24 protein-coding genes and 1 pseudogene are annotated in these 24,962 nt (G+C 68.1%); 7 read left to right on the top strand and 18 right to left on the bottom strand.

Features of this window, described 5'->3' with window-relative positions:
* Positions 1-10 precede the first annotated feature (10 nt).
* Entirely contained in the window at positions 11-676 is a 666-nt protein-coding gene (locus tag ULB03_RS15015) for an HAD-IA family hydrolase (protein ID WP_322483950.1), read from the top strand.
* Here ULB03_RS15015 and ULB03_RS15010 read toward each other — a convergent pair whose 3' ends face one another.
* Positions 677-1,540, bottom strand: a complete 864-nt coding sequence (locus ULB03_RS15010; RefSeq protein WP_322483949.1) for a LysR family transcriptional regulator — start codon at positions 1,538-1,540, stop codon at positions 677-679. It abuts the gene before it with no gap.
* A gap of 210 nt (positions 1,541-1,750) precedes the next feature.
* Between ULB03_RS15010 and ULB03_RS15005 the strand changes: the two genes are divergently transcribed.
* The 3 genes from ULB03_RS15005 (at position 1,751) to ULB03_RS14995 (ending at position 4,260) form a co-directional block, all read left to right on the top strand.
* Positions 1,751-3,007, top strand: a complete 1,257-nt coding sequence (locus ULB03_RS15005; RefSeq protein WP_322483948.1) for a cupin domain-containing protein — start codon at positions 1,751-1,753, stop codon at positions 3,005-3,007.
* A gap of 83 nt (positions 3,008-3,090) precedes the next feature.
* On the top strand, positions 3,091-3,582 hold the full coding sequence (locus ULB03_RS15000; RefSeq protein WP_322483947.1) for a hypothetical protein: 492 nt from the start codon (positions 3,091-3,093) through the stop codon (positions 3,580-3,582).
* 141 nt (positions 3,583-3,723) lie between these two features.
* Positions 3,724-4,260, top strand: coding sequence for a hypothetical protein (locus tag ULB03_RS14995; RefSeq protein WP_322483946.1), 537 nt, complete (start codon positions 3,724-3,726; stop codon positions 4,258-4,260).
* An 8-nt stretch (positions 4,261-4,268) separates the two neighbouring features.
* Here ULB03_RS14995 and ULB03_RS14990 read toward each other — a convergent pair whose 3' ends face one another.
* Positions 4,269-6,875 carry a TonB-dependent receptor gene (locus tag ULB03_RS14990; RefSeq protein WP_322483945.1) on the bottom strand — a complete coding sequence of 869 codons (2,607 nt, stop codon included), beginning with the start codon at positions 6,873-6,875 and terminating at the stop codon, positions 4,269-4,271.
* A 208-nt stretch (positions 6,876-7,083) separates the two neighbouring features.
* Positions 7,084-7,590 carry an Lrp/AsnC family transcriptional regulator gene (locus ULB03_RS14985; RefSeq protein WP_322483944.1) on the bottom strand — a complete coding sequence of 169 codons (507 nt, stop codon included), beginning with the start codon at positions 7,588-7,590 and terminating at the stop codon, positions 7,084-7,086.
* Between the two features lie 149 nt (positions 7,591-7,739).
* Between ULB03_RS14985 and ULB03_RS14980 the strand changes: the two genes are divergently transcribed.
* Positions 7,740-8,651 (top strand): EamA family transporter, encoded by a 912-nt coding sequence (locus ULB03_RS14980; protein WP_322483943.1) that lies wholly within the window; start codon positions 7,740-7,742, stop codon positions 8,649-8,651.
* A 16-nt stretch (positions 8,652-8,667) separates the two neighbouring features.
* Here ULB03_RS14980 and ULB03_RS14975 read toward each other — a convergent pair whose 3' ends face one another.
* The 13 genes and pseudogenes from ULB03_RS14975 to ULB03_RS14920 form a co-directional block, all read right to left on the bottom strand.
* Positions 8,668-9,486: a hypothetical protein gene (locus ULB03_RS14975; RefSeq protein WP_322483942.1), complete on the bottom strand. Its 819-nt coding sequence runs from the start codon at positions 9,484-9,486 to the stop codon at positions 8,668-8,670.
* 105 nt (positions 9,487-9,591) lie between these two features.
* Positions 9,592-12,408 (bottom strand): hybrid sensor histidine kinase/response regulator, encoded by a 2,817-nt coding sequence (locus ULB03_RS14970; protein ID WP_322483941.1) that lies wholly within the window; start codon positions 12,406-12,408, stop codon positions 9,592-9,594.
* Between the two features lie 36 nt (positions 12,409-12,444).
* Positions 12,445-13,092, bottom strand: a complete 648-nt coding sequence (locus ULB03_RS14965; protein WP_322483940.1) for a chemotaxis protein CheX — start codon at positions 13,090-13,092, stop codon at positions 12,445-12,447.
* Positions 13,089-13,472, bottom strand: a complete 384-nt coding sequence (locus ULB03_RS14960; protein WP_322483939.1) for a response regulator transcription factor — start codon at positions 13,470-13,472, stop codon at positions 13,089-13,091. The genes ULB03_RS14965 and ULB03_RS14960 overlap by 4 nt, the downstream gene beginning before the upstream one ends.
* Positions 13,473-13,597: 125 nt before the next feature.
* Positions 13,598-13,840, bottom strand: coding sequence for a hypothetical protein (locus ULB03_RS14955; RefSeq protein WP_322483938.1), 243 nt, complete (start codon positions 13,838-13,840; stop codon positions 13,598-13,600).
* Complete coding sequence (locus tag ULB03_RS14950; protein ID WP_322483937.1) at positions 13,837-14,949, bottom strand: chemotaxis protein CheA; 1,113 nt, start codon at positions 14,947-14,949, stop codon at positions 13,837-13,839. The genes ULB03_RS14955 and ULB03_RS14950 overlap by 4 nt, the downstream gene beginning before the upstream one ends.
* A 25-nt stretch (positions 14,950-14,974) precedes the next feature.
* A pseudogene (locus ULB03_RS27455) lies at positions 14,975-15,142 on the bottom strand (hypothetical protein); the annotation flags it as partial.
* Between the two features lie 215 nt (positions 15,143-15,357).
* The gene (locus ULB03_RS14945; RefSeq protein ID WP_322483936.1) at positions 15,358-15,891 is read right to left on the bottom strand and encodes an Hpt domain-containing protein; all 534 of its coding nucleotides are present in this window, start codon (positions 15,889-15,891) and stop codon (positions 15,358-15,360) included.
* The gene (locus ULB03_RS14940) at positions 15,884-16,828 is read right to left on the bottom strand and encodes a CheR family methyltransferase (RefSeq protein ID WP_322483935.1); all 945 of its coding nucleotides are present in this window, start codon (positions 16,826-16,828) and stop codon (positions 15,884-15,886) included. The genes ULB03_RS14945 and ULB03_RS14940 overlap by 8 nt, the downstream gene beginning before the upstream one ends.
* The gene (gene cheB, locus ULB03_RS14935) at positions 16,788-17,900 is read right to left on the bottom strand and encodes a chemotaxis-specific protein-glutamate methyltransferase CheB (protein ID WP_322483934.1); all 1,113 of its coding nucleotides are present in this window, start codon (positions 17,898-17,900) and stop codon (positions 16,788-16,790) included. Before cheB ends, ULB03_RS14940 begins: the two co-directional genes overlap by 41 nt.
* Positions 17,901-18,009: 109 nt before the next feature.
* Positions 18,010-18,363, bottom strand: a complete 354-nt coding sequence (locus ULB03_RS14930; RefSeq protein ID WP_322483933.1) for a chemotaxis protein CheW — start codon at positions 18,361-18,363, stop codon at positions 18,010-18,012.
* Positions 18,273-19,454 carry a chemotaxis protein CheW gene (locus ULB03_RS14925; RefSeq protein ID WP_322483932.1) on the bottom strand — a complete coding sequence of 394 codons (1,182 nt, stop codon included), beginning with the start codon at positions 19,452-19,454 and terminating at the stop codon, positions 18,273-18,275. Before ULB03_RS14925 ends, ULB03_RS14930 begins: the two co-directional genes overlap by 91 nt.
* Positions 19,451-21,406 carry a methyl-accepting chemotaxis protein gene (locus ULB03_RS14920; RefSeq protein ID WP_322483931.1) on the bottom strand — a complete coding sequence of 652 codons (1,956 nt, stop codon included), beginning with the start codon at positions 21,404-21,406 and terminating at the stop codon, positions 19,451-19,453. The genes ULB03_RS14925 and ULB03_RS14920 overlap by 4 nt, the downstream gene beginning before the upstream one ends.
* 169 nt (positions 21,407-21,575) lie before the next feature.
* On the opposite strand from ULB03_RS14920, the gene ULB03_RS14915 reads away from it, so the two are divergent.
* On the top strand, positions 21,576-21,998 hold the full coding sequence (locus tag ULB03_RS14915; RefSeq protein WP_322483930.1) for a hypothetical protein: 423 nt from the start codon (positions 21,576-21,578) through the stop codon (positions 21,996-21,998).
* Positions 21,999-22,031: 33 nt separating this feature from the next.
* On the opposite strand, the gene msrB is transcribed toward ULB03_RS14915, so the two are convergent.
* Positions 22,032-22,442, bottom strand: a complete 411-nt coding sequence (gene msrB / locus ULB03_RS14910; RefSeq protein WP_463605633.1) for a peptide-methionine (R)-S-oxide reductase MsrB — start codon at positions 22,440-22,442, stop codon at positions 22,032-22,034.
* Positions 22,443-22,588: 146 nt separating this feature from the next.
* Here msrB and ULB03_RS14905 point away from each other — a divergent pair, with 146 nt between their 5' ends.
* Positions 22,589-23,305, top strand: a complete 717-nt coding sequence (locus ULB03_RS14905; RefSeq protein WP_145730846.1) for an MgtC/SapB family protein — start codon at positions 22,589-22,591, stop codon at positions 23,303-23,305.
* Between the two features lie 43 nt (positions 23,306-23,348).
* Here ULB03_RS14905 and ULB03_RS14900 read toward each other — a convergent pair whose 3' ends face one another.
* Positions 23,349-24,785, bottom strand: coding sequence for a helix-turn-helix domain-containing protein (locus tag ULB03_RS14900; RefSeq protein WP_322483929.1), 1,437 nt, complete (start codon positions 24,783-24,785; stop codon positions 23,349-23,351).
* Positions 24,786-24,962 lie beyond the last annotated feature (177 nt).

Below are 24,962 nucleotides of genomic sequence, written 5' to 3'. Positions count from 1 at the left end.
GAAGGTTTGCATGCCCACCGTCCCCCACGCCGACCGTCGCTTCGCCGCCTTCCTGTTCGACATGGACGGCACACTGGTGGACAGCATCGCCGCCGCCAACCGCGCCTGGTCCCGCTGGGCGGTGCGCCATGGTCTGGACCCGGCGCCGGTGCTGGCCACCATGCACGGCGTGCGGGCGGTGGAAACCATCCGGCGCTGGAGCCCGCCCGGCACGGATGTGGAGGCGGAGGCGGCACTGCTGACGCTGGCGGAGATCGAGGATGTGGAGGGAACGGTCGCCATACCCGGCGCGCCCGCCTTCCTGGCCGCCTTGCCGCCGACGCGCTGGGCCATCGTCACCTCGGCCCCGCGCGATCTGGCGCTGGCGCGGCTGGGGGCGGCCGGCCTGGTGCCGCCGCCGGTGATCATCACCGCCAATGACGTCAGCCGGGGCAAGCCCGCCCCTGATCCTTTCCTGCTGGCGGCGCGGCGATTGGAGGTGGCGCCGCAGGATTGCCTGGTGTGGGAGGATGCGCCGGCCGGCATCGCGGCGGGGGAGGCGGCGGGCGCCGCCGTGGCCGTGATCACCGCCACCCATCACGCCCCGCTGGACACACCCCATCCCACGGTGCCGTCCTATGAGCATCTGGCCGCCATGGTGGAGGCCGGGCGCCTGCGCGTCACCGCGAGGGCCTGATCAGGCCCAGAGGCCGGGTCCCTTTTCCACGATCAGGTCGGCCAGGGCCGCCGGCGCCCCCTGTAACCGGCGGCTGCGGCCCAGCACGACGAACTCCACCTCCGCCAGCGGGGGCAGGGCGCCGCTGGTTCCCATATCCACCAGGTCGGATCCGGGCGCCCGCATCAGCAGCGGCGATTGCGCCATGACCCCCAGGCCGGCCTGGGCGCCGGCGCGCAGGCCGGCCAGCGTCTCGCTGGAACACGCGACGAACCACGACCGTCGGGCGCCGTTCAGCGCCTCCATCGCCAAGGTGCTGGTGATGGAGGCGTTGGGGTAAAGCACCAGGGGCACCGCTTCCTCCGCGCACAGCGCGAACTCCCGATGGGCCAGCCAGGCCAGTCGTTCCCGGTGGATCAAGGTGCCGCGATCATCCCCCGGCTGGCGCTTGGCGAACACCAGGTCCAGGCGGCCGGCGTCCAGCTTCTGGTACAGCAGGCTGGTCAGGCCCACCGTCAGCTCAACGCTTAGATTAGGGCTGGCACGGCCGACGTCGCGCAATAGGTCGGCGAGGCGCGTCAGGGTCAGGTCGTCCGAAACGCCCAATCGCACCCGACCGCGCGGGGCGCTGTCGGCGAAATAATCCGCCGCCTGGCGGCTGAGCCCCACGATGTCGCGGGCCAACTCCGCCAAGACGGTGCCGTCCGCCGTCAGTTCCACGGTGTGGGTGTCACGCTCGAACAGTTGGCGGCCGCAGGCGGCCTCCAGCCGGCGGATGTGCTGGCTGACCGTGGATTGGCTGATACCCAGCGCGGTTCCCGCCGCTGTGAAGTGCCGCGTGTCGGCGACGGCCAGGAAGGTGCGTAACTGGTTAATGTCGAACACGGATCATTCCGCCCAGTAATAACTGTTATTTCTGCACATCGTCCGCAGACCTATCCATATTGGGCGGGTCGGCAGCAAGTCATTGGAATTGATGACCGCTCGCCCGGCGACAAATCGTCCCAGAAGATCACGGCGGCCCCCCAGCCCCTCCGCCCGCCAGCCCTTGGTTTGGCGGACGGGCGCCGCCCTGCCTTGCCCGAGGTATCCCTCATGACAGATTTCACCAGGCGGAACATCATCGCGGCCGGCGCCGTCGCCGCGGCCGCGGCGGCGGCAAATTCCGCCGGCGCCGCCACCTTCGGCAACCCCGACCGGCCGGCCCAGGGCCGCGTCAACCTCAGCAACCCCATCGCCGGCCAGGAACCGGGGCCGCAGAATCCGGCCCTGGCCAGCCAGTTCCCGTCCTTCCAGGACCCGCCCGCCACCGACGTGGCCGGCATGGATCTGTTCTGGGCCTCCTTCAACAACGCGCATAAGCGCATCCAGGATGGCGGTTGGGCGCGCGAAGTCACCCAAGCCGACTTCGCCATTTCCGAGGCCGTGTCAGGCGTGAACATGCGCCTGGGGCCGGGGGGCGTGCGTGAGCTGCACTGGCATCAGCAGGCCGAGTGGGCTGTGATGACCGACGGCAAGTGCCGCATCACCGTCATCGACGCCGACGGGCGCCCGGCCGTGCGTGACGTGAAGGAGGGGGATTTGTGGTACTTCCCGCCGGGCCTGCCGCACTCCCTGCAAGGGATCGGCACCAGCGGGGGCGAGTTCACCCTGGTGTTCGACAACGGCCGCGCGTCGGAGTTCAACACCCTCCTGCTGACGGAGTGGATGGCCCACACCCCGCCCGAGATCCTGGCCGACAATTTCGGCCTGCCGCAGAGCGCCTTCAAGAACATCCCCGTCGACGACCTCTGGATCTACCAGGCCAAGGACCCAATCCCGCCGCTGGAGGAGGTGCAGAAGGCCGTGCGTTCGCCAGATGGTGAGCCGGAGTTCGAGTTCACCTTCTCCATGGGCTCGATGAAGCCCACCCGCGTCACCAAGGGCGGCTCGGTCAAGGTGGTGGACACCCGCAACTTCCCGGTCAGCAAAACCATCGCCGCGGCCCTGGTCACCATCAAGCCAGGCGGGCTGCGCGAGCTGCATTGGCACCCCAATGCCGACGAGTGGCAGTATTACCTGAAGGGGCAGGGCCGCATGACGGTGTTCAACACCGGCCCCCGCGCCCAGACGGCCGACTTCCGCCCCGGCGACCTGGGCTACGTCAAGAAAAGCTTCGGCCATTACGTCCAGAACACCGGCACAGAAGACCTCGTGTTCCTGGAGATTTTCAAGGCCGACCGTTTCCAGGAGGTCTCGCTGGCGCAATGGCTGGCCTGCACCCCGCCGGAACTGGTGGCACAGCACACCAACATGGACCCCAACCTGATCCGGCAATTCAACAAGGCCCGCTGGGACATCCTGCCGGCCTAAGGTAACCCGCTTCTTCCAAACTCTCCGCCGGCTCCCGCGCGTCTTTTCGCGGGTGGGGGCCGGCGATCTTGGGGAACTCCATCATGCAGAGCGTGCTGCCGGCCTGGCGCCAATTCCTGATCTTCCAGTCCCCGCGCCAGCTGCTGTCCTATACGGCGGGTACCGGGGCGGGTATCGCCGCCGGACTGTTCCTGTTCGTGGGCCTGCCCCGGCTGCTGGGGCAACAGACCATTCCACCCGACATCCTGGCGGGCACGCTGGCCTTCTGCCTCGCCGTGTCGCTACGGGTGCCGTATGAGGTGCAACCCATCCGCTGGCGCATCACCGCCGCCTTTCCCGACCTGACAGCCGATCGTATCGCCCGCATCCTCGCCGACATCGACTACCTGCCGGACGACCGGTCGCACGGCGGGATGCTCTACCGTTTGGCCTTGCCCCGCTCCCTGGCCTGGCTGCGCTGGCGGGAATGCGCGGTCGAGGTGCGCATCCAGGGGACCGACATAACGATGACCGGCGCCCGCATCGCCGTCCGCCATGTGCAACGGGCCTTGCGGCAGACGCAAGGGGCGGCATAACCGGGGCGGCCGCCGCTTCAACGAAGGTCGTTTCGCCGCACGGGCTTGGGTCGGTTCCGTCCTTGCCTGCGGGCCGCCCCCGCGCCACAGTTGTGCAAATATCAGGGGCGCAATCGCGCGGGATGGGATCCTATCGCCATCATGGACGCACCGACCACCATTCAATGCCTCATGCCGCCGTGGCGACGGGTGCTGGTCTTCCAGTCATTCCGCCAATTCCTGACCCATGTCGCCAGCGTGTCCGCCGCCAGCCTTGCCGGCATGCTGGCCCTCAGCGGCCTGACGCAGCTTCGCGGCCATGACCCCTTGTCCACGGACGTCATCGCCGGGGCACTCATCGGCACGCTCGTGGGCTCCTTGCGCATGCCGTATCAAGTCATGCCCTGCCAGTGGCGCTTGGCGGCCGCCCATCCCGGCATAATTTTCAACAAGGCCCCCGACATCCTGGCCGGCATCCGCTATCGGGCTGTCGAGCATGGTGTTGGCCGCACCCTCTACCGTCTGTCGGTACCCTGGTATATGAGATGGCCGGATTGGGGGAGAACACGGTGGAACTGCGCGTCGAGGGCCCCGATGTCGTCGTCACCGGGGCACGCGTCGCCGTTACCCGTCTGCGAAACGCCTTGGGGTATAATGACGTCGCGCCCCCGCCCCCCTGAACGCCGGGGGGCGGGGTGACGGGTCGGTCAGAACTTGGCGCGGACGCCGGCGGTGTAACGCCGGCCGTAGTAGTAGATTTCCCGCGCCTGGGTGGGGGTGTTGCCATAGTTGTACAGGGCGGCACCCAACAGGTTGGTCCCCTCCAGGGTCAGCGTGATGTTGTCCGTCACGGCATAGCTGAGGCTGGCGTCCAGCGTGCCGTAGGCGTCGACATTGGTGTCCGAGCTGACCTCGTTACCGAACCCGCTCATGTAGGCGCTGCGCCAGGAATAGCTGAGGCGGGCGCCGAAGGGGCCGTAATCGTAGAAGCCCACGAGGTTGTAGCTGTTGTTGGAAAGGCCGGGCAGTTGGTCCCGGACGGTGCGGGTGCCGGTGACGAACAGGGTCGTCACGTCGGCGTGGGTGAAATTCGCCTGCAGGCCCAGGCCGTCGAAGGGAGCGGGCAGGAAGGTCATGACCTGCTGATAGGCCAGTTCGAAGCCCCGGACCTCGGCATTGCCGCCATTGGCCAGGGTGGTGATGCGGATATCGCCACGGCCCGGGATGTTGATCTCGGTGTTCTTGGCGGTGATGTAGCTGTCCAACTGCTTGTAGAACACGCCGCCGGTCAGCGACGCGTCCTTGCGGAAGTACCATTCCAGCGTGGCGTCATACTGGGTCGCCATGTAAGGGGCCAGATTGGGGTTGCCGCCACTGCCGGTCGGCGCGTCGTTGGAGATGCTGAGACGCGGCGCGATGTCGCCCAGGTTCGGCCGGGTTAGCACCCGGGCCACGCTGAAGCGCGAGACCAGATCGTCGGTCAGGTCGGCCTTCAGGTTCATGCTGGGCAGCAGGTCGGTGTAGTTCTTCTCATACCGCACCGGTGTCGCGGTCACGCCGTTGGTGGCGTAGCCGCTGGAAACCTGCTTGGTATCCACCACGCGCAGACCCGCGTTGCCGGTCAGCGGAATGCCGGCCAGGGATGTTTTCATGTTCAGCCGGCCATAGCCCGCCACAGTCTCTTCCGTCACCTTGAAGCCGTTGGCCAGGTCGGCGGCCGTCAGCGGCGCGTTGAGCAGCGAGTTGTCGAAGTAGTTGGCGAAGAAGGCGCGGCCGTTCGGCACCAGCCAGGTACGCGGGAAGTTGCCGCTGAAGCCGCTCATGAAATCGGAATAGGGGAAGGGTTCGAACAGGGAGGAGGGGAAGGCCCCGCCGGGGACGCCCTTGACCCCGGCCTCGCTGATCAGGTCGCGGCGGAAATAGTCACGCTCCCGTTCCCGATACTCCCCGCCCAGCACCAGGCTGGACAGGGGGCCGACGTTCAGATCGCGGGTGACGTCCAGACGGCCGCCCCAATCGTAGTCCTTGCTGTCCTCATCGCGGTATTCCAGGCGACGGCCGACAAAGCTGCCAGGGCTGTTCAGGTTGACCGGGGTGACCAGGTCATAGGCGGCCTCGTACCCCCGGGTGAAATCCATGGTCAGCGGCAGGTATGTCTGCAGCCGGCTGCGATGGATGGGGTCATCGGTGACGCTGTGCGCGGAGGAATAGGAGAAATCGCCATCCACGGTCCAGGGGCCGTCGGTCCATTTCTGGTTCAGGCCGGCGACGAACAAATCGTGCCGCTGGCCGGACGTCTCACGGGACGCCATGGTGAAGACGTTGTTGAAGGTGCCGCGCACCATGGTGCCGTCCGTGACGGAGAAGGTGCCCGCCGCCGGCTTCACCGCGCTGTCGCCGGGATAGAAGTCGATGCCGTATTCGTCGTAATTGTCCTTCAGGCGGGAGAACAGCACGTCGACATTGGTCTCCCAATGCTCATTGGGCTGCCACTGAAGGGCGCCATCGACCGTGTAACGGCGGCGGTCCTCCTGCTCAATGGTGGGGCGGATGCGGGTCGGCGTCCAGGTATCGCCGCCGAAGTAGGGGTCCCAGGCCTTGGTGATCTGCCAGCCGGTGCTGTATTCACGATCCTGCCGCACCGACCGTTCCATGTAGGAGGCGGCCAGCAGCACGCCTAGGTCCCGGTTGGCGTTCACCCAGGAGGCGATGCCGGACACCGACGGGTCGACACGGTCGCGCAGGTCGGAATAGCTGCCCTGGGCGTTGACGCTGGCGGTGGTGCCCAAGTCGAAGGGATGAAAGGTGAGGACGTTGATGTTGCCGCCGATGGCGCCCTCGTTCATGTCGGCGGTGGGCGACTTCTGCACGTCGATGCGGGACACCAGTTCGGACGGCAGGACGTCATAGCGGAACTGACGGCCGTTCACGCCGCCGTTTTCCACATTCTCATTCACCGCGATGCTGCGGCCATTCAACTGGGTGGTCTGGAAGTTGGACGCGAAGCCCCGGACGGCGATGTCCAGGCCCTCGCTGCGGCTGCGGGTCATGGTGATGCCGGTGACCAGTTGCAGCGCCTCCGCCACGTTCTGGTTGGGGAACTTGCCGATATCCTCGGCCGACACCGAGTCAACCACCTGGTCCGCCGCGCGCTTGACCTCGCTGGCTGTCTGCAGGCTGTGGCCATAGCCGGTGACGACCACCTCCTGAATCTGGTCCGCCTCCGCCGGCGTGTCATCCGCGCGGGCGATGAAGGGGGCAAGGCAAAAGATCAGCGGCACGGCGGTGCGACGCAGCAGAACGCTCCGGGACATCGTCAAATTCATCCTGTCAGGAAGGGGGACGCGATGCGCGGGACGTATAAGCGGCGGGCGATAAATTATTTTTTAAAAATGATTAAATAATTGCGACCATTGCAGAATTATCGTGCGCCAGCCCCAACGGCAGGGGCGAGATCGAACAGCCGCTCCTCGCGCCGTGGCGTTGTCGCGAAAATTGAGCCGATAATCTGTCTTATGGAAATTATCTATAGCCGCCCTCGGCCGGTACGGGGCTCAGCGCCTTGGCCTGGCGCATCACGACCAGGGTCTTGAAATTCCTGACATTCTCGTCGTCCAGAAGGATACGGCGGGTCAGCTCATCATAGCCTTCCATGTCGCGGGCGACGATGCGCAAGGCGAAGTCGTGGTCGCCCGTGACGTACCAGGCCTCCACCACCTCCGGCACCGTGGCGATCTTGCGCATGAATTGGTCGATGGCATGGCCGCCGGCGGCATCGGTGGCGCGGCCGCTGTCCCGTTCCAAGGTCACCAGCACCACCATTGTCAAGGGCCAGCCCAAGGTGCGCGGGCGGACGATGGCGACCTCGCGCTCAATGGCGCCGATCTCGCGCAGGCGGCGAATACGACGATAGCAGGCAGGACCGGACAGCCCAACCCGTTCCGCCAGAACCGGCATGGGCACGCGGCTGTCCGCTTGCAACTGCTCCAGCAATTTACGGTCGATGGCGTCCAGGTCATGGTCCGGCATGGGCATCCGCGGGCGGGGCCTCCGATGGAGGCGGTTTAGCGATAAAAATTATCAGGATGTGGCGATAAATGACACGTTTAGGCGTCTTGGCCCGCTAAACTATGGCGGATACTGCCTCACATCGCTCTCTCGTCCGCCTGGTTTCCTCCATGTCCCACGATGCCATCCTGCCCCCGCCTGCCACGGGATTGAATCGCCTGTCCTCATTCCTGCCCATGGTCGCCTTGTTTGCCGCCATGGTGTCCGTCACCACGGGCGCGTCCATCGCCAAGACGCTGTTTCCGGTGACGGGCTCGCAAGGCACCACCGCGCTGCGGTTGACCACGGCGGCCATCCTGCTGACCCTGCTGCTGCGACCTTGGCGGCTGCGCCTGACGCGGGCCAGTTGGGGACCGCTTCTGGCCTATGGCGGTGCCATGGCCTGCATGAACTCCCTGTTCTACCAGTCCTTGCAGACCATCCCGGTGGGTGTGGCCATCGCGGTGGAGTTCACCGGTCCGCTGGGCTTGGCGATGCTGTCATCCCGCCGCCGGGCCGACTTCCTGTGGATCGGCCTTGCCATCATGGGCCTGCTGCTGCTGTTGCCGCTGGACCGCGCGACGACCGAACTGGACCCAGGCGGCATCGTCTACGCGCTGGGGGCCGGGCTGTTCTGGGCGCTGTATATCGTGGCCGGCAAGAAGGTCGGAAACGCCCATGGCACCGCGGTGACGGCCATCGGCACCCTGATCGCGGCGTCGCTGGTGTTGCCCGTGGGCTTGGCCAAGACCGGCGCCGCGACCCTGTTTCAGCCCGCCATCCTGGGAAGCGCCGTCATGGTCGGGGCGCTGTCCAGCGCCCTGCCCTACACGCTGGAGATGTTCGCCATGCGGCGCCTGCCGGCCCCCACCTTCGGCACGCTGACCAGCGCGGAGCCGGCGGTCGGCGCGCTGATGGCCATGCTGCTGCTGGGGGAGGCGCTGTCGCCCGCGCACTGGGGGGCCATCGCCATCATCATGGCGGCGTCCGTTGGCGCGACGCTCACCGCCCGCCGCCAGGCGCCCCCCTTACTGCCGGAATAAGGTCCCGAAGGGGACCTTACGCGCCGGGTTTGCGGCAATAATCGGCCAGCGTGTAAGCCGCGCGGATCTCATAGGCGCGGCTGGGCTTCAGAATGAATTCGCTGGCGCCATAGCGCACGGCGCCGTCCGGCGCGCCGGCCTGGGGGTGCCAATCATAGGTGTAGCCCAGGCGGGTCCAGGGCGCGCCGCCCTCCACGTAGTTCACGCGCATGTTGCGGGCGAACCAGTCCCAGTAGCCCTGCTTTTCCAGGCAGGCGGCATCCCCCGCCGCGCACTCGGGCCGGGCCACGGTGGATGAGGAGTCCAGGGTGCAATGGGCGGCCGTGACGTCCGTGTCGGGACAGGGACGCGCCAAGTCTTCCGGCGCCACCCACATCTCCACCACCTGTGAATAGTCCCGGGTGGGGTCCAGGCCCAGATACTGCTTCACCCGGTCCGCCTGGGCGGTGGCGTCACCGGCGACGCCCGCGCAAAAATCGTGCAACTGCGGCACGGCCGTCACCCACATGGTGCCCCAGCCGGCGGGCGACGTGCCGCCCGTCTTGCCCGCGTAATATTTCTCATAGGCGGCCGTCGCCATGGTGGACGCCACCAGCACCTGACGGCCGTGGGGCCCCTCACGCCAGGTCAGCCGGGTGTTGTCGGGTGTCAGCCGGATCAGTTCAGGACCGATCAGGTCGGGCCGGGCGACTGCCGCCGCGTTCAGGGAGCGGGCGAACAACTGTGTCGGCGTGGCGTTGGCACCGGCCTGGGACAGGCCTGGGGCCTGCCCCGTCGCGGCGCACCCCGCCAGCATCATCAAGGCCGCCGCCCAAGCGATCCCGTTCCCGCGCATGTCTTCCCCCGTGCCACGTTACCTGGGAAAGGTATGGCGGAAAGGGGCCGGCGATGCAACCTATACGCACCACGGAATACAACTATGCGCGCCGGAATGGATGCGTCAGGGGTTCCGCTGTCGCACTTCCAGGATACCCCGGATCTTGGCCGCCAATTCGTCCATGGCGAAGGGCTTCATCACCATGTCCATGCCTTCGTCCAGGAAATCGCCGCGCACGGCGGCGTTGGCGGCATAGCCGGTGACGAACAACACCGGCAGGTCCGGCCGCCGACGCCGCGCGATCTCCGCCAACTGGCGTCCATTCAAGCCGGGCAAGCCCACGTCGGTGATCAGCAGGTCGATCTGGCTGGACGATTCAATGACGCTCAACGCGCCGCGTCCGTCGGCGGCGTGCAGCGCGGTGTAGCCCAGTTCCTGTAACACGTCCAGGACCAGCAGGCGGACGGACTCGTCATCCTCCACCACCAGCACGATCTCGCCCGCCCCTTCCGGCGTCTCCCCCATGCCGGCCATGCCGGGGTCATGGGCGTTGTCTCCCCCATCACAGGGCAGATACAGGGTGATGGCCGTGCCGCGCCACATCTCGCTGTCGATGCGCACATGGCCGCCCGTCTGCTTGACGAAGCCGTAGATCATGGACAGTCCCAGGCCGGTCCCCTGGCCGATGGGCTTGGTGGTGAAAAAGGGATCGAAGGCCTTGGCGACCACGTCCGGCGGCATGCCCATGCCGGTGTCGCTGACCCGGATCATGATGTAATCTCCCGCCGACAGCCCGTCATGGCGGGCGGCGTAGGCCCGGTCCAGCGTGGCCCGTCCCGTCTCTATGGTCAGGATGCCGCCATCCGGCATGGCATCGCGGGCGTTGATGGCCAGGTTCAGGATGGCGCTTTCCAACTGGTTCGCGTCGCTGCGCGCCGCCACCAGGTTTTCCGCCATGTTGACCCGCAACTCGATCTGTTCTCCGAGGGTACGGCGCAGCAGATCCTCCATGGACCGCACCAGGTCGTTGACGTCGATGGGCTTCGGGTCCAGCGATTGCTGGCGGGAGAACGCCAGCAGGCGATGGGTCAAGGCCGCCGCACGCTGCGCGGAGGCCATGGACGCATCCATGAACCGGTCAAGGTCGCTCAGCCGCCCTTGGGAAATGCGGCGGCGCACGATGTCCAGGCCGCCGATGACGCCCATCAGCATATTGTTGAAATCGTGGGCCAAGCCGCCCGTGAGCTGGCCCACGGCCTCCATCTTTTGGGCCTGGCGCAGTTGCTCCTCGGTCTGGCGCAGGGTGTCGGCGCGCTGCTTGTCCTCGGTGATGTCGCGACCGTAGGCGTAAACCAGGTCGCCCTCCTTCGAGGTGTTCCAGGAAACCCAGCGCAGGCTGCCGTCCTTGTGCAGCAGACGGTTTTCGAAATTGGTCAGGTTCTGGTCATGGATGGCGCCGTTCAGCGCATCCTCCGTGACGGCCAGGTCCTCGGGATGAACGAAGACCTGCACCCGCCGCCCCTTCACCTCATCCACCGCATATCCCAGGATGGCCGTCCAGGACGGGCTGGCCGACCGGAAGATGCCATCGGCGCCGATGATCACCAGCAGGTCGCGGGAGTTGTTCCAGACGCGGTCACGCTCCCGTGTCCGCTCCTCCACCCGCGCCTCCAGCGTTTCCGCGAATTGGCGCAGCTTCTCCTCCGCGTCCTTGGACGCGGTGATGTCATAAATCACACCGATGAAGCGGCTGCCCGTCCCCTGGCGGGCATCACGATCCCGCTGGCCATCGCGCCGGTGCTCGCCCCGTTGGGCGAGCCACCGGATCTCCCCGGTGTCGGGGCGCCGGATACGGAACTCACGATACGGCGGGGCCGTTTCCCCACCGTCCAGGCTGGTGATCAGGGGGGCGTCGTCGGGATGGACCACGGCGTTGACGGTGCGCACCGGCAGCGCCGTGGTGGGATGCAGGCCCAGCAAAAGGCAGAATTGTTCCGATACCGAAACGGTGCCGAAGCCGCTGATGTACTCGAACGTTCCCACACCGCCGGCGGTCTGGGCCACGCGCAACTGTTCTTCCACCCGCTTCTGCTCGGTGACATCGGCCAGCACGCCCCGGAACCGGCAGGCCGTGCCATCGGGCAGGCGGTCGGCCCCGCCCCGGGCGGAAACCCAGTGCACGGCGCCATCGCGGCCCACCACCCGGTAATCCTTGGCGAAAATGTCGGCGCCATGCATCACCCCGGCCACGGCGATGCGGATGCGCATGCGGTCATCGGTGTGGATGGAATCAAAAAAGGCGTCGGTGGGCAGGCCCTTGCCGGCCTCCACTGGATCCAGGCCGTACAACTCGGCGAAACGGGCGTCCGCATAAAGTTGCCCGCCGGCGACGTCCCATTCCCAGGCGCCGGCCGTGCCCCCGACCACCTGGGCCAGGCGCGCCCGTTCCTTGGCGTCGGCCAAGGCCTGCCGGCTGGCGGCCAGGTCGGCCTCCACCTCCCGGCGGGCAAGCTCCAGGGTCTGGTCGGAATGGGTCCACAGGATGTAGGGCGCGGTCCCCTGCGCATCCAGCACCGGGGTCAGACACACCCGGTCCCAAAACACGCCGCCATCCTGGCGCACCACCCTCAGGTCCGTGGTCAAGGCCCGGCAAGCCGTCAAGGCCTGCTCGATCCCTGACAGGACGGCGGGGTCGGTATCCGCGGCGGCAAGGAAACCGAAGGGACGACCGATCAGGTCCCCGGACGCGTGGCCGGTCAGCCGCTCAAACGCCGGATTGGCGAAAACCAGCGGCTCGCCGGGACGGCGATGGTCGGTGATGGTCAGAGCCATGCCGGACTGGATCAGCGTGTCCAGCAGCGGGCCGCACAGGGCGCGCAGTTCCGGCGGCACGCCGCTGTCACGCTCCATCATGACCAATGCCTCCGCTCGGCCACTCATGCGCGCCCCCTTGCCTCAAAGCCATCGGCGAAAACGTCAGCGGGCATCGCCGTCCGTTCCCACCACCCGCATGATGAATTCACCGATCAATTCTTTCAGGGACTGCAGCGATGGCAGGTCCATCAGCATGGCAATGTAGCCGCGAATGTCGCGGCCGCTGATGGCGAAATTTATGTACAGGAACAGGACAACGCCATTGTCGTCCGGCTTGTCGGAAAGTTCGAACAAAATCTGGCCATCGCCGCGCAGCACCTGGGGCAGCGACATGGCCAGCGGTCGCTGCAGGATGTTGGCCATGGTGGCCAGGCAACCGTTGAGGACGACGTTGCCCGTTTCGGCCAACGCCTCTTCCTCGATGTCCAACATCTCCGCCCCCGACAACTCGTCGTGGGTGACGGCACGAACCAGTTCCAAGCTGTTGGTTTCAGGGAAGATCAGCAAGGCGCGGCCGCTGAACGCACCCGCGAAATCCTGGCGGACGGCGATCAGCGGATCGCTCTCCCGCTCCCGGATCAGGGTGGCGGCGACCTGACGACCCACCACCTCCACCGACGGCACCGACAAGGTGACCGCGCTGCCCACCATCTTGCGCAGGGCGACGGCCGCACGGCTGACCCCGATGTTGACCAGCTCGGTCAGCGCGTCATTTTCCAACTCATCCAAGGGTTGGCGGTCATGGGTCATCCGTGCACCGCGCGCAGCTTCAGCGCCGCGCCGGCAACGAAATCGCGAATGCCGTCTTCCGTGATGGGCTTGCTGACGAAGGTGGCGTTGGCCGCGCGGGCGCGGGCCACCACTTCATCCTGCACGTTGGCGGTGGCCAACGCGATGGGCATGTCCGGATAGCGGTGCCGCATCTGTTCGGCCAATTCCAAACCGTTACGCCCCGGCATGTTGAAGTCCAGCACGGCCAAATCCACCTGCCTGTCGCGCAGGGCGGCCAGGGCCTCGTCGGCATTGCCCGCCTCTATCTTGGTCCATGCCGGTTGCAGCGCCGCCAAAGCCTTACCGACAACGATGCGCGCCAGTTTGCTGTCATCGACGATTAAGACCGTAGTACCCATGTCAACCATCCTGCCAAACTCACCCAATCCGCCATTTTATGTCCCCCGGCAGATATCGGTCTTTTCGTTGGACGCCGGTGGTTCAGTATGTATATCGCGGCCTCAATAATCTTGTCTGCGAAAGACTATGGCGGTGCAGCCAAACAGGGTATGACCCAATCGCGGAGAAATACATCCTCGGCCATACCCCGTACAGTTGGCCGCAAAGCGAGAAAAACTTGCACCACGGCACCATGCAGATGGCGGCTGGCGCTGACATCGATTTGGGACTCGGGCATTTCCTGAAGGTGGGAGAGCAAAATTTCCGCGTCTTCCGCGCCGCAGATCCCGACCAGGCGGATGACGGCGCCGTCCACGATGATGGTCATGGCTGCCCCCCCGTCGGCATTTCCCCGTCGCGGTGCGCGGCAGCAATCAGGTCCGGCAGATCGAGCACCATCAGCAGGCCCCCATCCCCCAAAAGGGTGGTGCCCAGTAGGCCGGGCATGGCGGCCAGCAACCCCGCCATGGGACGCAGCACCACGTCATGCCGACCCAGGAAAGCGTCGACCTCGACCGCCAGCATTTCGTCACCGCCCCGCACGATCACCGCCCGCAGGGTGTCGCCCCCCGCGCCGGCTGTGGCCGGCTGGTCGAGCAGATCGGACAGCGCCAATAGGGGAACCGCCGTGTCGCGCAGGACGAAGGCGCGCCCGGCCCGGATGGACAGGACACGGTCGCGGGCGACGCGCACCGTCTCGACCACCCCGTCCATGGGCAGGCCATAGCGCTCACCGCCCGCCGATACGACCATCACCTTGGTCAGCACCAGGTTCATGGGCAGGGTCAGCCGCACCGTCGTTCCCAAGCCCACCACGCTGAGCAATGCCACGCCGCCGCCCAGGCGGCTGACGGCGGCGCGCACGGCGTCCATCCCCACCCCCCGCCCGGACAGGGCGGTCACGCCTGCCGCCGTGGAGAAGCCGGGACGGAACACGAGGTCCAGGGCCTGGTCGTCGGGCAAGTCAGCCGCCACGGCGGCCGGCATCAAGCCCCGGGCGACCGCTGTCTGCCGGATACGGTCCGGGTCCATGCCCCGTCCATCGTCCGTGATCTCGATGACCATGCGGTCGCCCTCCCGCGCCACGGTCAGGCCAATACGGGCCCGTTCGGGCTTGCCCGCGACGGCCCGGTCCGCCGGCGGCTCGACACCATGATCGACGGCATTGCGCAGCAGGTGGGTCAGCGGTTCGAAAAGCCCCTCCACGATCCCCTTGTCGGCCTGGATCTCCTGGCCGTCCACCGCCAGGTCGGCCTGCTTGCCCACGGCGGCGGCCATCTCCCGCACCATGCGGGGGAAGCGCCGCAGAAGGGGCAATACGGGAACCAGGCGGATGTCCGTGACGGTGCGGTGCAGCCGTCCCACCAGCCGATCCAATGCCGCCTGCCGGTCGCCCAGAACGCGCACCGCCACATCCGGGGCCAAACCATCCGCCATGCGGGCCGCCAGAATCCGCCAAGGCGTTCTTGGCCACCACCAACTCGTCCACCAGAGCCACCAGGGTATCGACGCGGCCCGCATCCACGCGCAGCCCGCGCGGTCCCTCCCCTGCTGGCGCGGACAGGCCGGCAGTTGTTCCTGGGGACGGGGACGGCGGCGACCAGCTCAGCACCCGTATCTGGTCGGGCATGAAGCGGAAGGGGGCTTTGACCGCCTCCAAGGGTGCGGCGGACAGCAGCTCGATCACCAGATCGCAGGCGTAGGGGTCGTAGGCGTCCGACGCGGGGGGAGCGTCGGGCCGGCGGGCAACGCGGAAGGCCAGCAAATCCGGCACCGCGCGGGCCAGGGCGATGGGATCCTCCCCGCGGAAATAACATCCCGCGTCCGGCGTGTAGCGCAGCGCCGTCACGGTGGGATGCCGCGCCGCGTCCAGAGAGCGCGCGCGGAACAGGCTCTCAACCCAATGAGTGTCCGGGGGACGGCATCCGCCGGCCCGATGTCGGTCGCGGCATGGGGAGTTCCTGAGGCGGGTATCCCTGGGGCAGGCGTTCCTGGGGCCAGGAAGCCCCGCAAACGCTGCGACAGGGCAGCCGCCACCATGCCCGCGTCCTCGGGCAGCGCCCCCCCTGTCGCCCTTAGCGAGCCCAGCCAGCGTTCCGTTTGGCCGGTGGCGGCGATCAAGGCGTCCGTGGCCGCCCGGGACAAGGCCAGGCGGCCATCCCGCCGTGCGCCCAGCAGGTCCTCGGCGACGTGCAACACCTCGGCCATCGCTGGCAGGTCAAACAGCCCCACCGACCCCTTCAGGGTGTGAATGGCCCGGAAGGCCTCATCGACCAGGGCGGCATCCGCCGGCCGTGTTTCCAGCGCCAGCAGGGCCTCACCCGCCTGCTGCACCTGTTCCGGCCCCTCGATCAGGAATTGCTCCAGCAGCTCATCCATGGGCGCCATCCCCCAGCGTGCTATTTAGGGGCCGCTGATAAACCACCGCGTCCTCGAAGCGCCGCACGGCGAAGCGGTCGCTCAGCCGCGCCAGGGATTCCGAATGCCCCAGGCAGAGGTAACCGCCGGGCAGCAACCGGTCATAGAGGTTGGCCACCGCCAGGCGGCGGGATAGGTCGTCGAAATAAATCAGCAGGTTGCGGCAGAAGATGACGTCGAAACGGCCTTGCGCCGTCAACGTCATCCCATCCACCAGGTTGGCGCTGGTGAAGGTCACGGATTCCCGCAGATCCTGGATGAGCTGGAAGCGTTCCGCCCCAGCCCCCTCCCCCGGCAGGAAATAATCGCGGCGCAGTTCCGGGGGCAGACGCGCCAGCGACTTGGCCGCATATCGGCCCGCCCTCGCCTCCGCCAGGGCGCGGGTGTCGATGTCCGACCCCACGATTTCCACATGGTAGGCGTCAACCATGGCCCAGTTCTCCAGCAGCCAGATGGCGATGGAGTAAGGCTCCTCCCCCGTGGCGCAGGGCATGGACCACAGGCGCAAGCGGTCCCCCGGTCCCCGTCGGGACACGATGTCCGGCAGCATGTCGCGACTGAGGCACTTCAGCTGATGGTCTTCGCGGTAGAAATAGGTCTCGTTGACGGTGAAGCTGTTGATCAGGCGTTCCAGTTCCGCCGTATCGGCGCGCAACCGGGTGAAGTAATCGTCGAAGGTCGCGGCCCCCATCTCGACCATGCGCTGCCCCACCCGCCGATCGATGTAGTAGCGCTTGCTTTCCCCGAACTGCATGCCCGTCCGGGCGTAGAGGAATTCGCAGAAGCGGGCGAGATCCGGCCCGCTCAGCGGCGGGGCCTCGCCCGAGGGGGCGTCCCCCCGACGGCGCGGCGCGGGCTCATGGCCCCACCACGCGGCGCAGGTGGGACGTGATCTCATCCACCGGTGCCACGACATCGGCGCCACCCGCCTTGACCAGTTCCCTCGGCATGCCCCAGACCACGGCCGTCTCCTCCGCTTCGGCGATGGTGCGTCCTTGCCGGGCGTGCAGCCGTGTCATGGCAGCCGCGCCGTCATAACCCATGCCGGTCATGAGCACACCGACCAGCCGCCGCGCATCGACATGCTCCAGGGCGCTGTCGACCAGGCGGTCGACGCTGGGGTGCCAGCGATATTCCTCCTTGGATGGGACGGGCATCACCATCAGGCCCGCAGCCCGGCGGCTCAGGATCACGTCGGCGTCGCCCTTGCCGATATAGACATGGCCGGGGGCGAGCGGGACGGGCCGCGTCACTTCCCGCACGGTGAGCGGGCACAGCCGGTCCAGACGGCGGGCCAACGCGCCGGTGAAGGTGGCCGGCATGTGCTGCGCCACCACCACCGGCCACGGGAAATCGGCCGGCAGCCCATCCAGCACCGCATCCAGGGCGGGCGGGCCGCCGGTGGAACAGCCGATCAGGACCACGCCCGGCGGGTCCCCCGCCCTTCCGGCTGGACGCGGGCCATGAAGCGGGTCGGCCTCCGCCGGCGCCGCGCGCCTGGGGGCATCGGCCACGGCGATGTCCAGGCCCTGGGCCTGGCGCCGCAAGCGCTCCACCAACCGGTGGGACCGGCGCAGGCGCGCGCGCGCCGCCCCCCGCACCTTGTCCAGCAGTTCCGGCCCCAAGCGGTCCATCTTCAGCGAAATGGCGCCATCCGGCTTCTGGATGAAGTCCACTGCCCCCAGCGCCATCGCGTCCAGCGTGACCTCGGCGCCGGCTTCGGTGAGGGAGGACACCATCACCACCGGCCGGGGTCGCTCCACCATGATCTGGTCCAGGCAGGAGAGGCCATCCATCTGCGGCATATGAACGTCCAGGGTGATGACGTCCGGGTCGAAGTCCCGCAGCCGCGCCAAGGCCTCCAGCCCATCGCGGGCGGTGGCCACCTCGAAATCGCCGGCGGCGGCGAAGAGGTCGCCCAACAGCCGGCGCATCAGGGCGCTGTCATCGACGATGAGGAGGCGGGTCACGGCGGCGCCGATCCGGGGTCGTCAGCGCCCCCTTGCGCCTCGCCGCCCAGTGCCGCCAACAGGTCACGCTCCGTCCGGTTCAGCAAGGCCCGCGGCTCGATCAGCAGGATCATGCGCTCCACGCCATCAGTGGTGCGCAGGGTGGCGACACGGGTGAAAAGCGTCTCCCCCCGTCCGCCGCGCGGGCCATGTCCGGCGTCTCGCGCACCTGATCGGCGGACAGGGTCAGGATCTCCGACACGCCATCGACGGCGAAGCCCGCCAGCGTGCCGTCGATGCGCGTGACCACCACCCGGCGTCGCGCGCCGACCGCCCCGGCCACACCGAAGCGGCGGCGCTGGTCGATGATGGGCAGCACCTGGCCGCGAAGGGTCATGGCCCCCTCGATGAAGGGGGGCGCCTTGGGAACGCGGGCCAGGGTGTCGGGCAGACGCACCACCTCCTCCACCGCGTCGATGGGCAAGCCATATTCCTCGCCCCCCAGGTGGAAGACGACGACGCGCTGGGCCGCCGCGCCCGCATTGGCTGCAACCATGTCGGGTCCCTTTCCCTTGTCGTCCTCGGCAACCCCCTGCAGCAGCAGATGGGCCAGTGTCTCATGCCGAAACAGCCGCGCGGCCGACAGGATGGAAACCAGGCCGCGACCATCGGGCAGGCGGCAGAGGGACTGGATCTGCGCCTCCCCCGGCCACGGTTCAACAGGGCCGGCACGGCGGCGACGCTGTCGGCCGGGACCCGCAGGATGGTGGTCAGGCGGTCCACCAACAACCCCAAGGGACTGCCAGGCCCATAGGCCACGACCACGCGGGCGGCGCGCCCCTCATCCGCCCTGGGCGCGGCATCCCCCTCGAGCCCCAGCAGGACGCGGGCGCTGACGATGGGCAGCAGACGGCCCCGGTGCGAAACGGCCCCGACCATCGCCGCGTCATTGCCGGGCAGGTTGACCAGATGGTTCGGCACGGCGATGGCCTCCGCCACCTCCGCCAGCGGCAAGGCGTAGCTCTGCCCCGCCAGGGTGAAGGCCAGAAAGGCGCGTTCATCCGCAGCCGCGCGCGGCTGGTGCCCGATGGCGCGGACGCGGCCATCACCCGCCCGCGTCCGCGCGGCCAGGCCCGCGAAGGCCCGCCGCAGCAGATCCTTCAAATCGATCAGGCGGGTGGCGCCGTCGCCATCGGTATACAGCGCGCCATCGGGCCCGGTGTCGCCAATGTCCAATTCGGCGAGGGCACCAACCTCATCGACCGCCAAGGCCACCGGTTCCCCCGCGTCGAACAGCAAGACACGGCCGACCTCGGGAGGCGTCGCCCCGTCCCCTTCCAGCAAACGGGCCAGCGACACCACCGGCACCACGGCGCCGCGCACGGTCGCGATGCCCAACAGGCTGGCGGGGGCATGCGGCACCCGGGTGATGGGTGGCGGGCGCAGCACCTCCGTCACCGCCCCGGCGGGGGCGGCCAGACGGGCGGCGCCCACGCGAAAGGTCAGAACCCGCGCCAGTCCCCCAGCCTGGGTGGCCTTCGCCGGATTGGACTCCCGGGTGGAGGGTGAGCTCATCCCCCGGCCTTCTGGAGTTCATCGGCCAGGGACGCGATCTCCTCGATGGCGGCGGCCAGATCCTCGGCCCCGCGTGACTGCTGCCGCGCGGCGGTGGCGGCCTCTATCGCCGCCCCACCGGCCAGTTCCGCCGCGGTGGCGATCTGTTGCACCCCGCCCAGCACCTCGCCCACCGTGGCGCCGATGGCGTCGGCGCCCTGGGCGATCTCGGTGCCCAGGGCGTGAAGTTCATCGGCGGAGCTGGCGATTCCGCCCAGCCGGGCATCGATGTCCTTGTTCTTGTGCACCTCCGCCTCCGCCACGGCGGCGATGTGCTCCAGATCGCGGCGCACGGTGGCGACCTGAATCTGAAACTGGCGGATCAGGTCCTTGGCGCGATCGGCGTTCTCCCCGGAATCGCGCGCCAGGGCGCGGATGTCGGTGGAGACGACGGCGAAGCCCGCCCCCTGGTCGCCCACGCGTGCAGCCTCGACCGAGCCGCTGACGGCCAGCATCGTGGTCTGCACGGCGACGATGGCGATGCCATCGACGATCTTTTCCATACGCCGGCCGGACTCTTCCAGCGCGTCGACCAAGTCCACCACGGCGCGGGTTTCCGCCAGCGCGGCCCCCACCCCGGCGGTCAGCTTCCCGACGCTGGCCCGACCTTCGGCCAGCAGGGCCTGGGACCGCGCCATGCGCTCCACCACCTGGGTGGCGTTGGCGCTGGTGGCCTGGGCCGCCTGGTGGATCTGCCCCATGGCGCTGCTGGATTGTTGGGTGGCGGCCGCCTGGATTTGGGCGCCGCGGCTGATCTGGTTGATGGCGATCAGGATTTCGCCGGCGGCCCCTGACAGCTGTTGCACCGCCGCCGACAACTGCTCCGCGGCCGCCCCCACCTCCTCCGCCAGGCTCCCGCGCTGGCGGGCATCGCCCAAGCCGTCGGAAAGGGCGGCCAGGGCCTCCGCCGCTTCCCGGCTCTGGTCCAGCGCCTGGCTCTGCTGCGCCACCGAGCGTTGGGCCCCCGCCGTCGCGGCCGACTGTTCTTCCGCCGCGCTGGACACGCTTTCGGCGCCTTTCTGCGCCTCCCGCGCCGCGGTATCCGCCTCCACCGCCGCCAGCAGGATGGCCTGGCTGCCCGACACCAGCGCCGCGAGGCCGGCGCGGATATCCTCCAGCAAGACGGAAACGGCACGGCCCTCCGTCGCTTCGGCCGTGGCCGCCGCGGCGGCGGCGCGGATGCGCGCGGCGATGGCGCGCACCTCATCGGTGATGCCGTCGGCCAGGGTCTGCACGTCGCGGGACCGCTTCTCCGACGTTTCGGATAGGGCCCGCACCTCGTCCGCGACCACGGCGAACCCCCGCCCCAGGTCCCCGGCCCGCGCCGCCTCGATGGCGGCGTTCAGCGCCAGCAAACCTGTCTGGTCGGCGATGTCGGCCACCGTGCGCGTGATCTCGCCAATGTGGGCGGCATGCAGCTCCAGGCCCACGACGACGTCCACGGATTTGAGCTGGCGGGTGGCGCTGGCGGTCACGGCGGTCACCGACGCCTCGATCAGGGCGGCGGCCTCCGTCAACTGGGTCTGCAAGGCCACGGTGCGCGCCTGCGCCCGGTCCGCCCGCTCCCGCGCCTGCTGGAACGACGTCGCCATGCCGGCCACGGCGGCCAGGGATTCATGACTGGCGGAGGCCGCTTCCTCCGCCGCGCTGGCGATCTGTTCCAGCGAGCGGCCCAGTTCCTCCGCCGCGGCGGCCGCTTCCGCCACGCCGCTGGCCAGTTCCGCCGTGGCGGCGGCGATCCGTTCCGTCGCCGTCTGGCGCGTCGCGGACGACGGGGAACGACGCGGGCGCTTGGCTGCCGTGCCAGGCTGGGCCGGGGCCGTCCTGGCGGGCTCCGCCGCTGCCGCTTCCGCGGCCAAAGCGCGGGACCGCCCCTTCGCGCCCGCCAGCCGGGAGGTTTTAACCAATGCCATGTGTGCCCCCCAAAACGGCCCCAAACCAGCGGACCTATCTGCCGCGAAGACCCAGGCGGCGCCCGGATTTGGTTTTACAGGCGCCGCGCTTGCCTCGGCAATCGACGTAATGCCATAGGCTATACGGCAGGCGGGACCGATGCGGACAGAGGGATATGGGGGCTGGAAAATGACGGGAACCATGAACGCCCTGCGGCGGATAACCACCATGGCGTTGGCGTTCTGCGCCCTGGCGCCGGCGGGGCCGGCCCGTGCCGGCGCGCCGGTGGAGGTCGAGGTGACGCGGGGCGCCGACGATGACGTCACCACGGCCCTGGCCACCGCCGTGATGCAGGCCTTCGGCAACGACGACGGCTTCGCGCTCAGCCAGGGGCGCCGCGCCAATTCCCTGATCGTCGTGGTGCAGGCGCCCACGGCGGCGGCGCGCGCCGGCATCCACTATAAGCTGGCCTTCCCCATTCGCTTCCTGTCGGCGCAGGGCCAGACCCTGGGATTCACCCAGGTCGTCTGCCAGGAAAACACCCTGAACAAATGCGCCGACCAGACGGTGGCGGCCGCCGGTCCCGTCGGGAACAAGCTGGGCCGCCATTGAGGACGGGGACCCCTGGTCTCAGTCGGGCCTGGCTCAATCAGGGTCGAACGTCATCGCCACGCCGTTGATGCAATAGCGCTGGTAGGTGGGCGGCGGGCCATCGGGGAAAACGTGCCCCAGATGGCTGCCGCAGCGGGCGCAATGCACCTCCGTCCGCACCATGCCGTGGCTGCGGTCCATGGTGGTGGCCACGGCCCCCTCGACCGGATCGTTGAAGCTGGGCCAGCCGGTGCCGCTTTCGAACTTGCGGGCGGACTGGAACAGCGGCTGGCCGCAGCCGGCGCAGGAAAAGGTGCCCGGCCGCTTCTCATGGTTCAGGGCGCAACTGCCGGGCCGCTCGGTACCATGGCCGCGCATGACGGCGTACTGCTCCGGCGTCAGCACCTGGCGCCATTCCTCATCCGTGCGCACGACCTCGTATTCGCCACTCATGCTCGCATTCATACCCAGGGGCTCCTTTATGCCAGATCGCTTCCCGATATGGGCCTTACCCACGCCAATTGCCACAGTGTCGACGGCTTGCCTTCCACCGCGGTCGAGGTCATAAACGGCGCTGATCGGCGCGGCGCCCGAAAACCAAGGAATACAGGATGATAACCGGCGACCTGACCAACCCCTTGGAAGTGGTGTTGCGCCTGGCCATGGCGTTGACCCTGGGCTCCGGCATCGGCTTCGAACGCCAGTTGCACCAGAAGATGGCGGGGCTGCGCACCAATGCCCTGGTGGCGCTGGGCTCCGCCGGCTTCGTCATCTTCTCCGCCATGGTGGGACAGGGCGATCCCACCCGCGTCGCCGCCCAGGTGGTGTCGGGCATCGGCTTCCTGGGCGCCGGCGTCATCTTGCGCGAGGGCGTGAACGTCCATGGCCTGAACACCGCCGCCACCCTCTGGTGTTCCGCCATGGTCGGCACCTTCGCCGGTGGCGGCTACTGGCTGCCCAGCGTAGCAGCGGCCGGCTTCGTGGTCGTCACCAACCTGATCCTGCGCCCCCTGGTGCGCCGCATGAACCGCCGCATCCTGGTGGCCACGGATGTGGAGACGCACTACACCGTTTCCGTCACCTGCAAGGGGGCGGAAGAGGCGCACATCCGTTCCCTGCTCATGCACGCGCTCAGCCACGGCGGCCTGGGCCTGCGCCGCATCGACAGCCAGGACGTGCCGGACACCACCAAGGTGGACGTGACCGCCAAGGCCGTCTCCCCCACCCGCAACGACGCGGCGATGGAGCAGATGGTGGGCCGGCTCAGCCTGGAACCCTACGTCTACGCCGTCAGCTGGGAAGTGGAGCGGGCCGAGCCAGAGGGTTGAGGATGCCCTCAAACGCCGGGCGCGGGCATCCGGCCGCTAGGCTTCACTTCACCCCCGCCGGCGTCATGCTGAAGGGCACGACGTGGCGCTCATGCCCGGCGATGGCCAGGCCCCGGCCGATGGAGGGGAAGGCGCGGTGGCGACAGTCGTCGCGGTCGCAGACCTTGCAGCTGGAGCCGATGGGCACCGCCGTTTCCTGGTTCTGCAAATCCAGGCCGGCGGAGTAGACCAGGTCGGCGGCATGGCTGATCTCGCACCCCAGGCCCAGCGCCGCCTCCCGCGGGCGGGACAGGTGGCCGCCGCCGGTCATGGTGACGGTGCGGGCGATGCAGAGATAGGTGACGCCATCGGGCGTGCGCGCCACCTGCACCAGGATGCGGCCCGGCTGGGCAAAGGCCTCGTGCACGTTCCACAAGGGGCAGGCGCCGCCGAAGCGGGCGAACTGGAACCGGGTGGCGCTGCTGCGCTTGAAGATGTTGCCCGCCCGGTCGACCTTCAGGAAATAGAAGGGGATGCCGGCGTTGCCCGGCCGCTGCATGGTGCTGAGCCGGTGGCACACCTGCTCGAAACTGGTGCCGAAGTGGTTCTGCAGCCGCTCGATATCATGGCGCACCAATCGCGCCTGGGTCAGGAAGCGGCCATAGGGCAGGATGAGGGCGCCGGCGAAATAATTGGCCAGGCCGGTGTAGGCCAGGGCACGCGCCTCCGGGCTGCTCAGCGGGGCCTTGCGCACCTCCTCCTCGATCAGGGGGGCGAACTGCATGCGGCCGATCTGCTGCGCCAGGAAGAAGGCGCGGCTTTCACGCGGCGCGCTTTCCGCCAGGTGCAACTGGCGCAGCGCCGGATCGTAGCGCCACAGCACCCCCTCCGTCCCCAGCGCGGCGGAGACGGCGCAGGCGACACCGTGCCGGTCGCGCAGGTAATCGATCAAATCCTCCAGCAGGCGGGTGGGCGCGAAGCCCTGGCTTTCGAACAGGGTCTCCGCCGCCACGTCCAGGCTGGCGAAGTGGTTGCGCTTGCTCTGCACGAAGTCGCGCACATCGTCATAGGGGAACGGGGCGGTGCCGCTCGTCTCCGCTTCCAGATCCTGGTCCAGGCGGTGGCGGGCCCCCTCCTCCATCAAATGCTGGTAGGCGCGGTAGAGCTTGATGAACTGGCCGGCGATGCCGGGGGCGGCGCGCACCGCGTCGCTGATGGCGCTGAGGCTGGAGCCGTCGTCGGCGAACAGCGGATCGCCCAGCACCTCACGCAATTCGCTGCCCAGGCGCAGGTCGCTGTCGTCGGCGAAATGGCGCGGTTCCACCCCGAAGACGGCGGAGATGGCGGCCAGTGCCGCCGTGCTGAGTGGCCGCTGGTTGTTCTCGATCTGGCTCAGGTAGCTCATGGACAGGTGGCTGGCCTGGGCCAGGGCGGACAGCGCCATGCCCCGCTGCTGCCGCAGCTGCCGCACCCGTTCACCCGCGAATATCTTGCCCGCCATGGCCGCCGCACCTTCCGTCCGTTTCACAAAGTTTACAAAATATCGGCCCCGGCGTCGCACGATTTCGCGTGGCATTGACTTGAAGTGGGATCAAACTGTTTGCAAACATCGCAGCGGTCAATCAAGGCCATGGGTCCAACCTTTGCTTGAGGACCCTTCCGGCCACAGCCACCAAGC

Origin of the sequence: Nitrospirillum goiasense, assembly GCF_034427435.1 — a bacterium.
Lineage (GTDB): Bacteria > Pseudomonadota > Alphaproteobacteria > Azospirillales > Azospirillaceae > Nitrospirillum.
The sequence above is the reverse complement of the archived record's forward strand: the minus strand, read 5'-3'. Positions and strand labels throughout refer to the sequence as shown.

Excerpts from the sequence above, each read along its gene's own strand:
- ULB03_RS15015 (WP_322483950.1), top strand. The coding sequence starts at position 11 with ATGCCCACCGTCCCCCACGCCGACCGTCGCTTCGCCGCCTTCCTGTTC.
- ULB03_RS15005 (WP_322483948.1), top strand. The coding sequence starts at position 1,751 with ATGACAGATTTCACCAGGCGGAACATCATCGCGGCCGGCGCCGTCGCC.
- ULB03_RS15000 (WP_322483947.1), top strand. The coding sequence starts at position 3,091 with ATGCAGAGCGTGCTGCCGGCCTGGCGCCAATTCCTGATCTTCCAGTCC.
- ULB03_RS14995 (WP_322483946.1), top strand. The coding sequence starts at position 3,724 with ATGGACGCACCGACCACCATTCAATGCCTCATGCCGCCGTGGCGACGG.
- ULB03_RS14990 (WP_322483945.1), bottom strand. The coding sequence starts at position 6,875 with ATGTCCCGGAGCGTTCTGCTGCGTCGCACCGCCGTGCCGCTGATCTTT.
- ULB03_RS14985 (WP_322483944.1), bottom strand. The coding sequence starts at position 7,590 with ATGCCGGACCATGACCTGGACGCCATCGACCGTAAATTGCTGGAGCAG.
- ULB03_RS14980 (WP_322483943.1), top strand. The coding sequence starts at position 7,740 with ATGTCCCACGATGCCATCCTGCCCCCGCCTGCCACGGGATTGAATCGC.
- ULB03_RS14975 (WP_322483942.1), bottom strand. The coding sequence starts at position 9,486 with ATGCGCGGGAACGGGATCGCTTGGGCGGCGGCCTTGATGATGCTGGCG.
- ULB03_RS14970 (WP_322483941.1), bottom strand. The coding sequence starts at position 12,408 with ATGAGTGGCCGAGCGGAGGCATTGGTCATGATGGAGCGTGACAGCGGC.
- ULB03_RS14965 (WP_322483940.1), bottom strand. The coding sequence starts at position 13,092 with ATGACCCATGACCGCCAACCCTTGGATGAGTTGGAAAATGACGCGCTG.
- ULB03_RS14960 (WP_322483939.1), bottom strand. The coding sequence starts at position 13,472 with ATGGGTACTACGGTCTTAATCGTCGATGACAGCAAACTGGCGCGCATC.
- ULB03_RS14955 (WP_322483938.1), bottom strand. The coding sequence starts at position 13,840 with ATGACCATCATCGTGGACGGCGCCGTCATCCGCCTGGTCGGGATCTGC.
- ULB03_RS14950 (WP_322483937.1), bottom strand. The coding sequence starts at position 14,949 with ATGGCGGATGGTTTGGCCCCGGATGTGGCGGTGCGCGTTCTGGGCGAC.
- ULB03_RS14945 (WP_322483936.1), bottom strand. The coding sequence starts at position 15,891 with ATGGATGAGCTGCTGGAGCAATTCCTGATCGAGGGGCCGGAACAGGTG.
- ULB03_RS14940 (WP_322483935.1), bottom strand. The coding sequence starts at position 16,828 with ATGAGATCACGTCCCACCTGCGCCGCGTGGTGGGGCCATGAGCCCGCG.
- ULB03_RS14925 (WP_322483932.1), bottom strand. The coding sequence starts at position 19,454 with ATGAGCTCACCCTCCACCCGGGAGTCCAATCCGGCGAAGGCCACCCAG.
- ULB03_RS14920 (WP_322483931.1), bottom strand. The coding sequence starts at position 21,406 with ATGGCATTGGTTAAAACCTCCCGGCTGGCGGGCGCGAAGGGGCGGTCC.
- ULB03_RS14915 (WP_322483930.1), top strand. The coding sequence starts at position 21,576 with ATGACGGGAACCATGAACGCCCTGCGGCGGATAACCACCATGGCGTTG.
- msrB (WP_463605633.1), bottom strand. The coding sequence starts at position 22,442 with ATGAATGCGAGCATGAGTGGCGAATACGAGGTCGTGCGCACGGATGAG.
- ULB03_RS14905 (WP_145730846.1), top strand. The coding sequence starts at position 22,589 with ATGATAACCGGCGACCTGACCAACCCCTTGGAAGTGGTGTTGCGCCTG.
- ULB03_RS14900 (WP_322483929.1), bottom strand. The coding sequence starts at position 24,785 with ATGGCGGGCAAGATATTCGCGGGTGAACGGGTGCGGCAGCTGCGGCAG.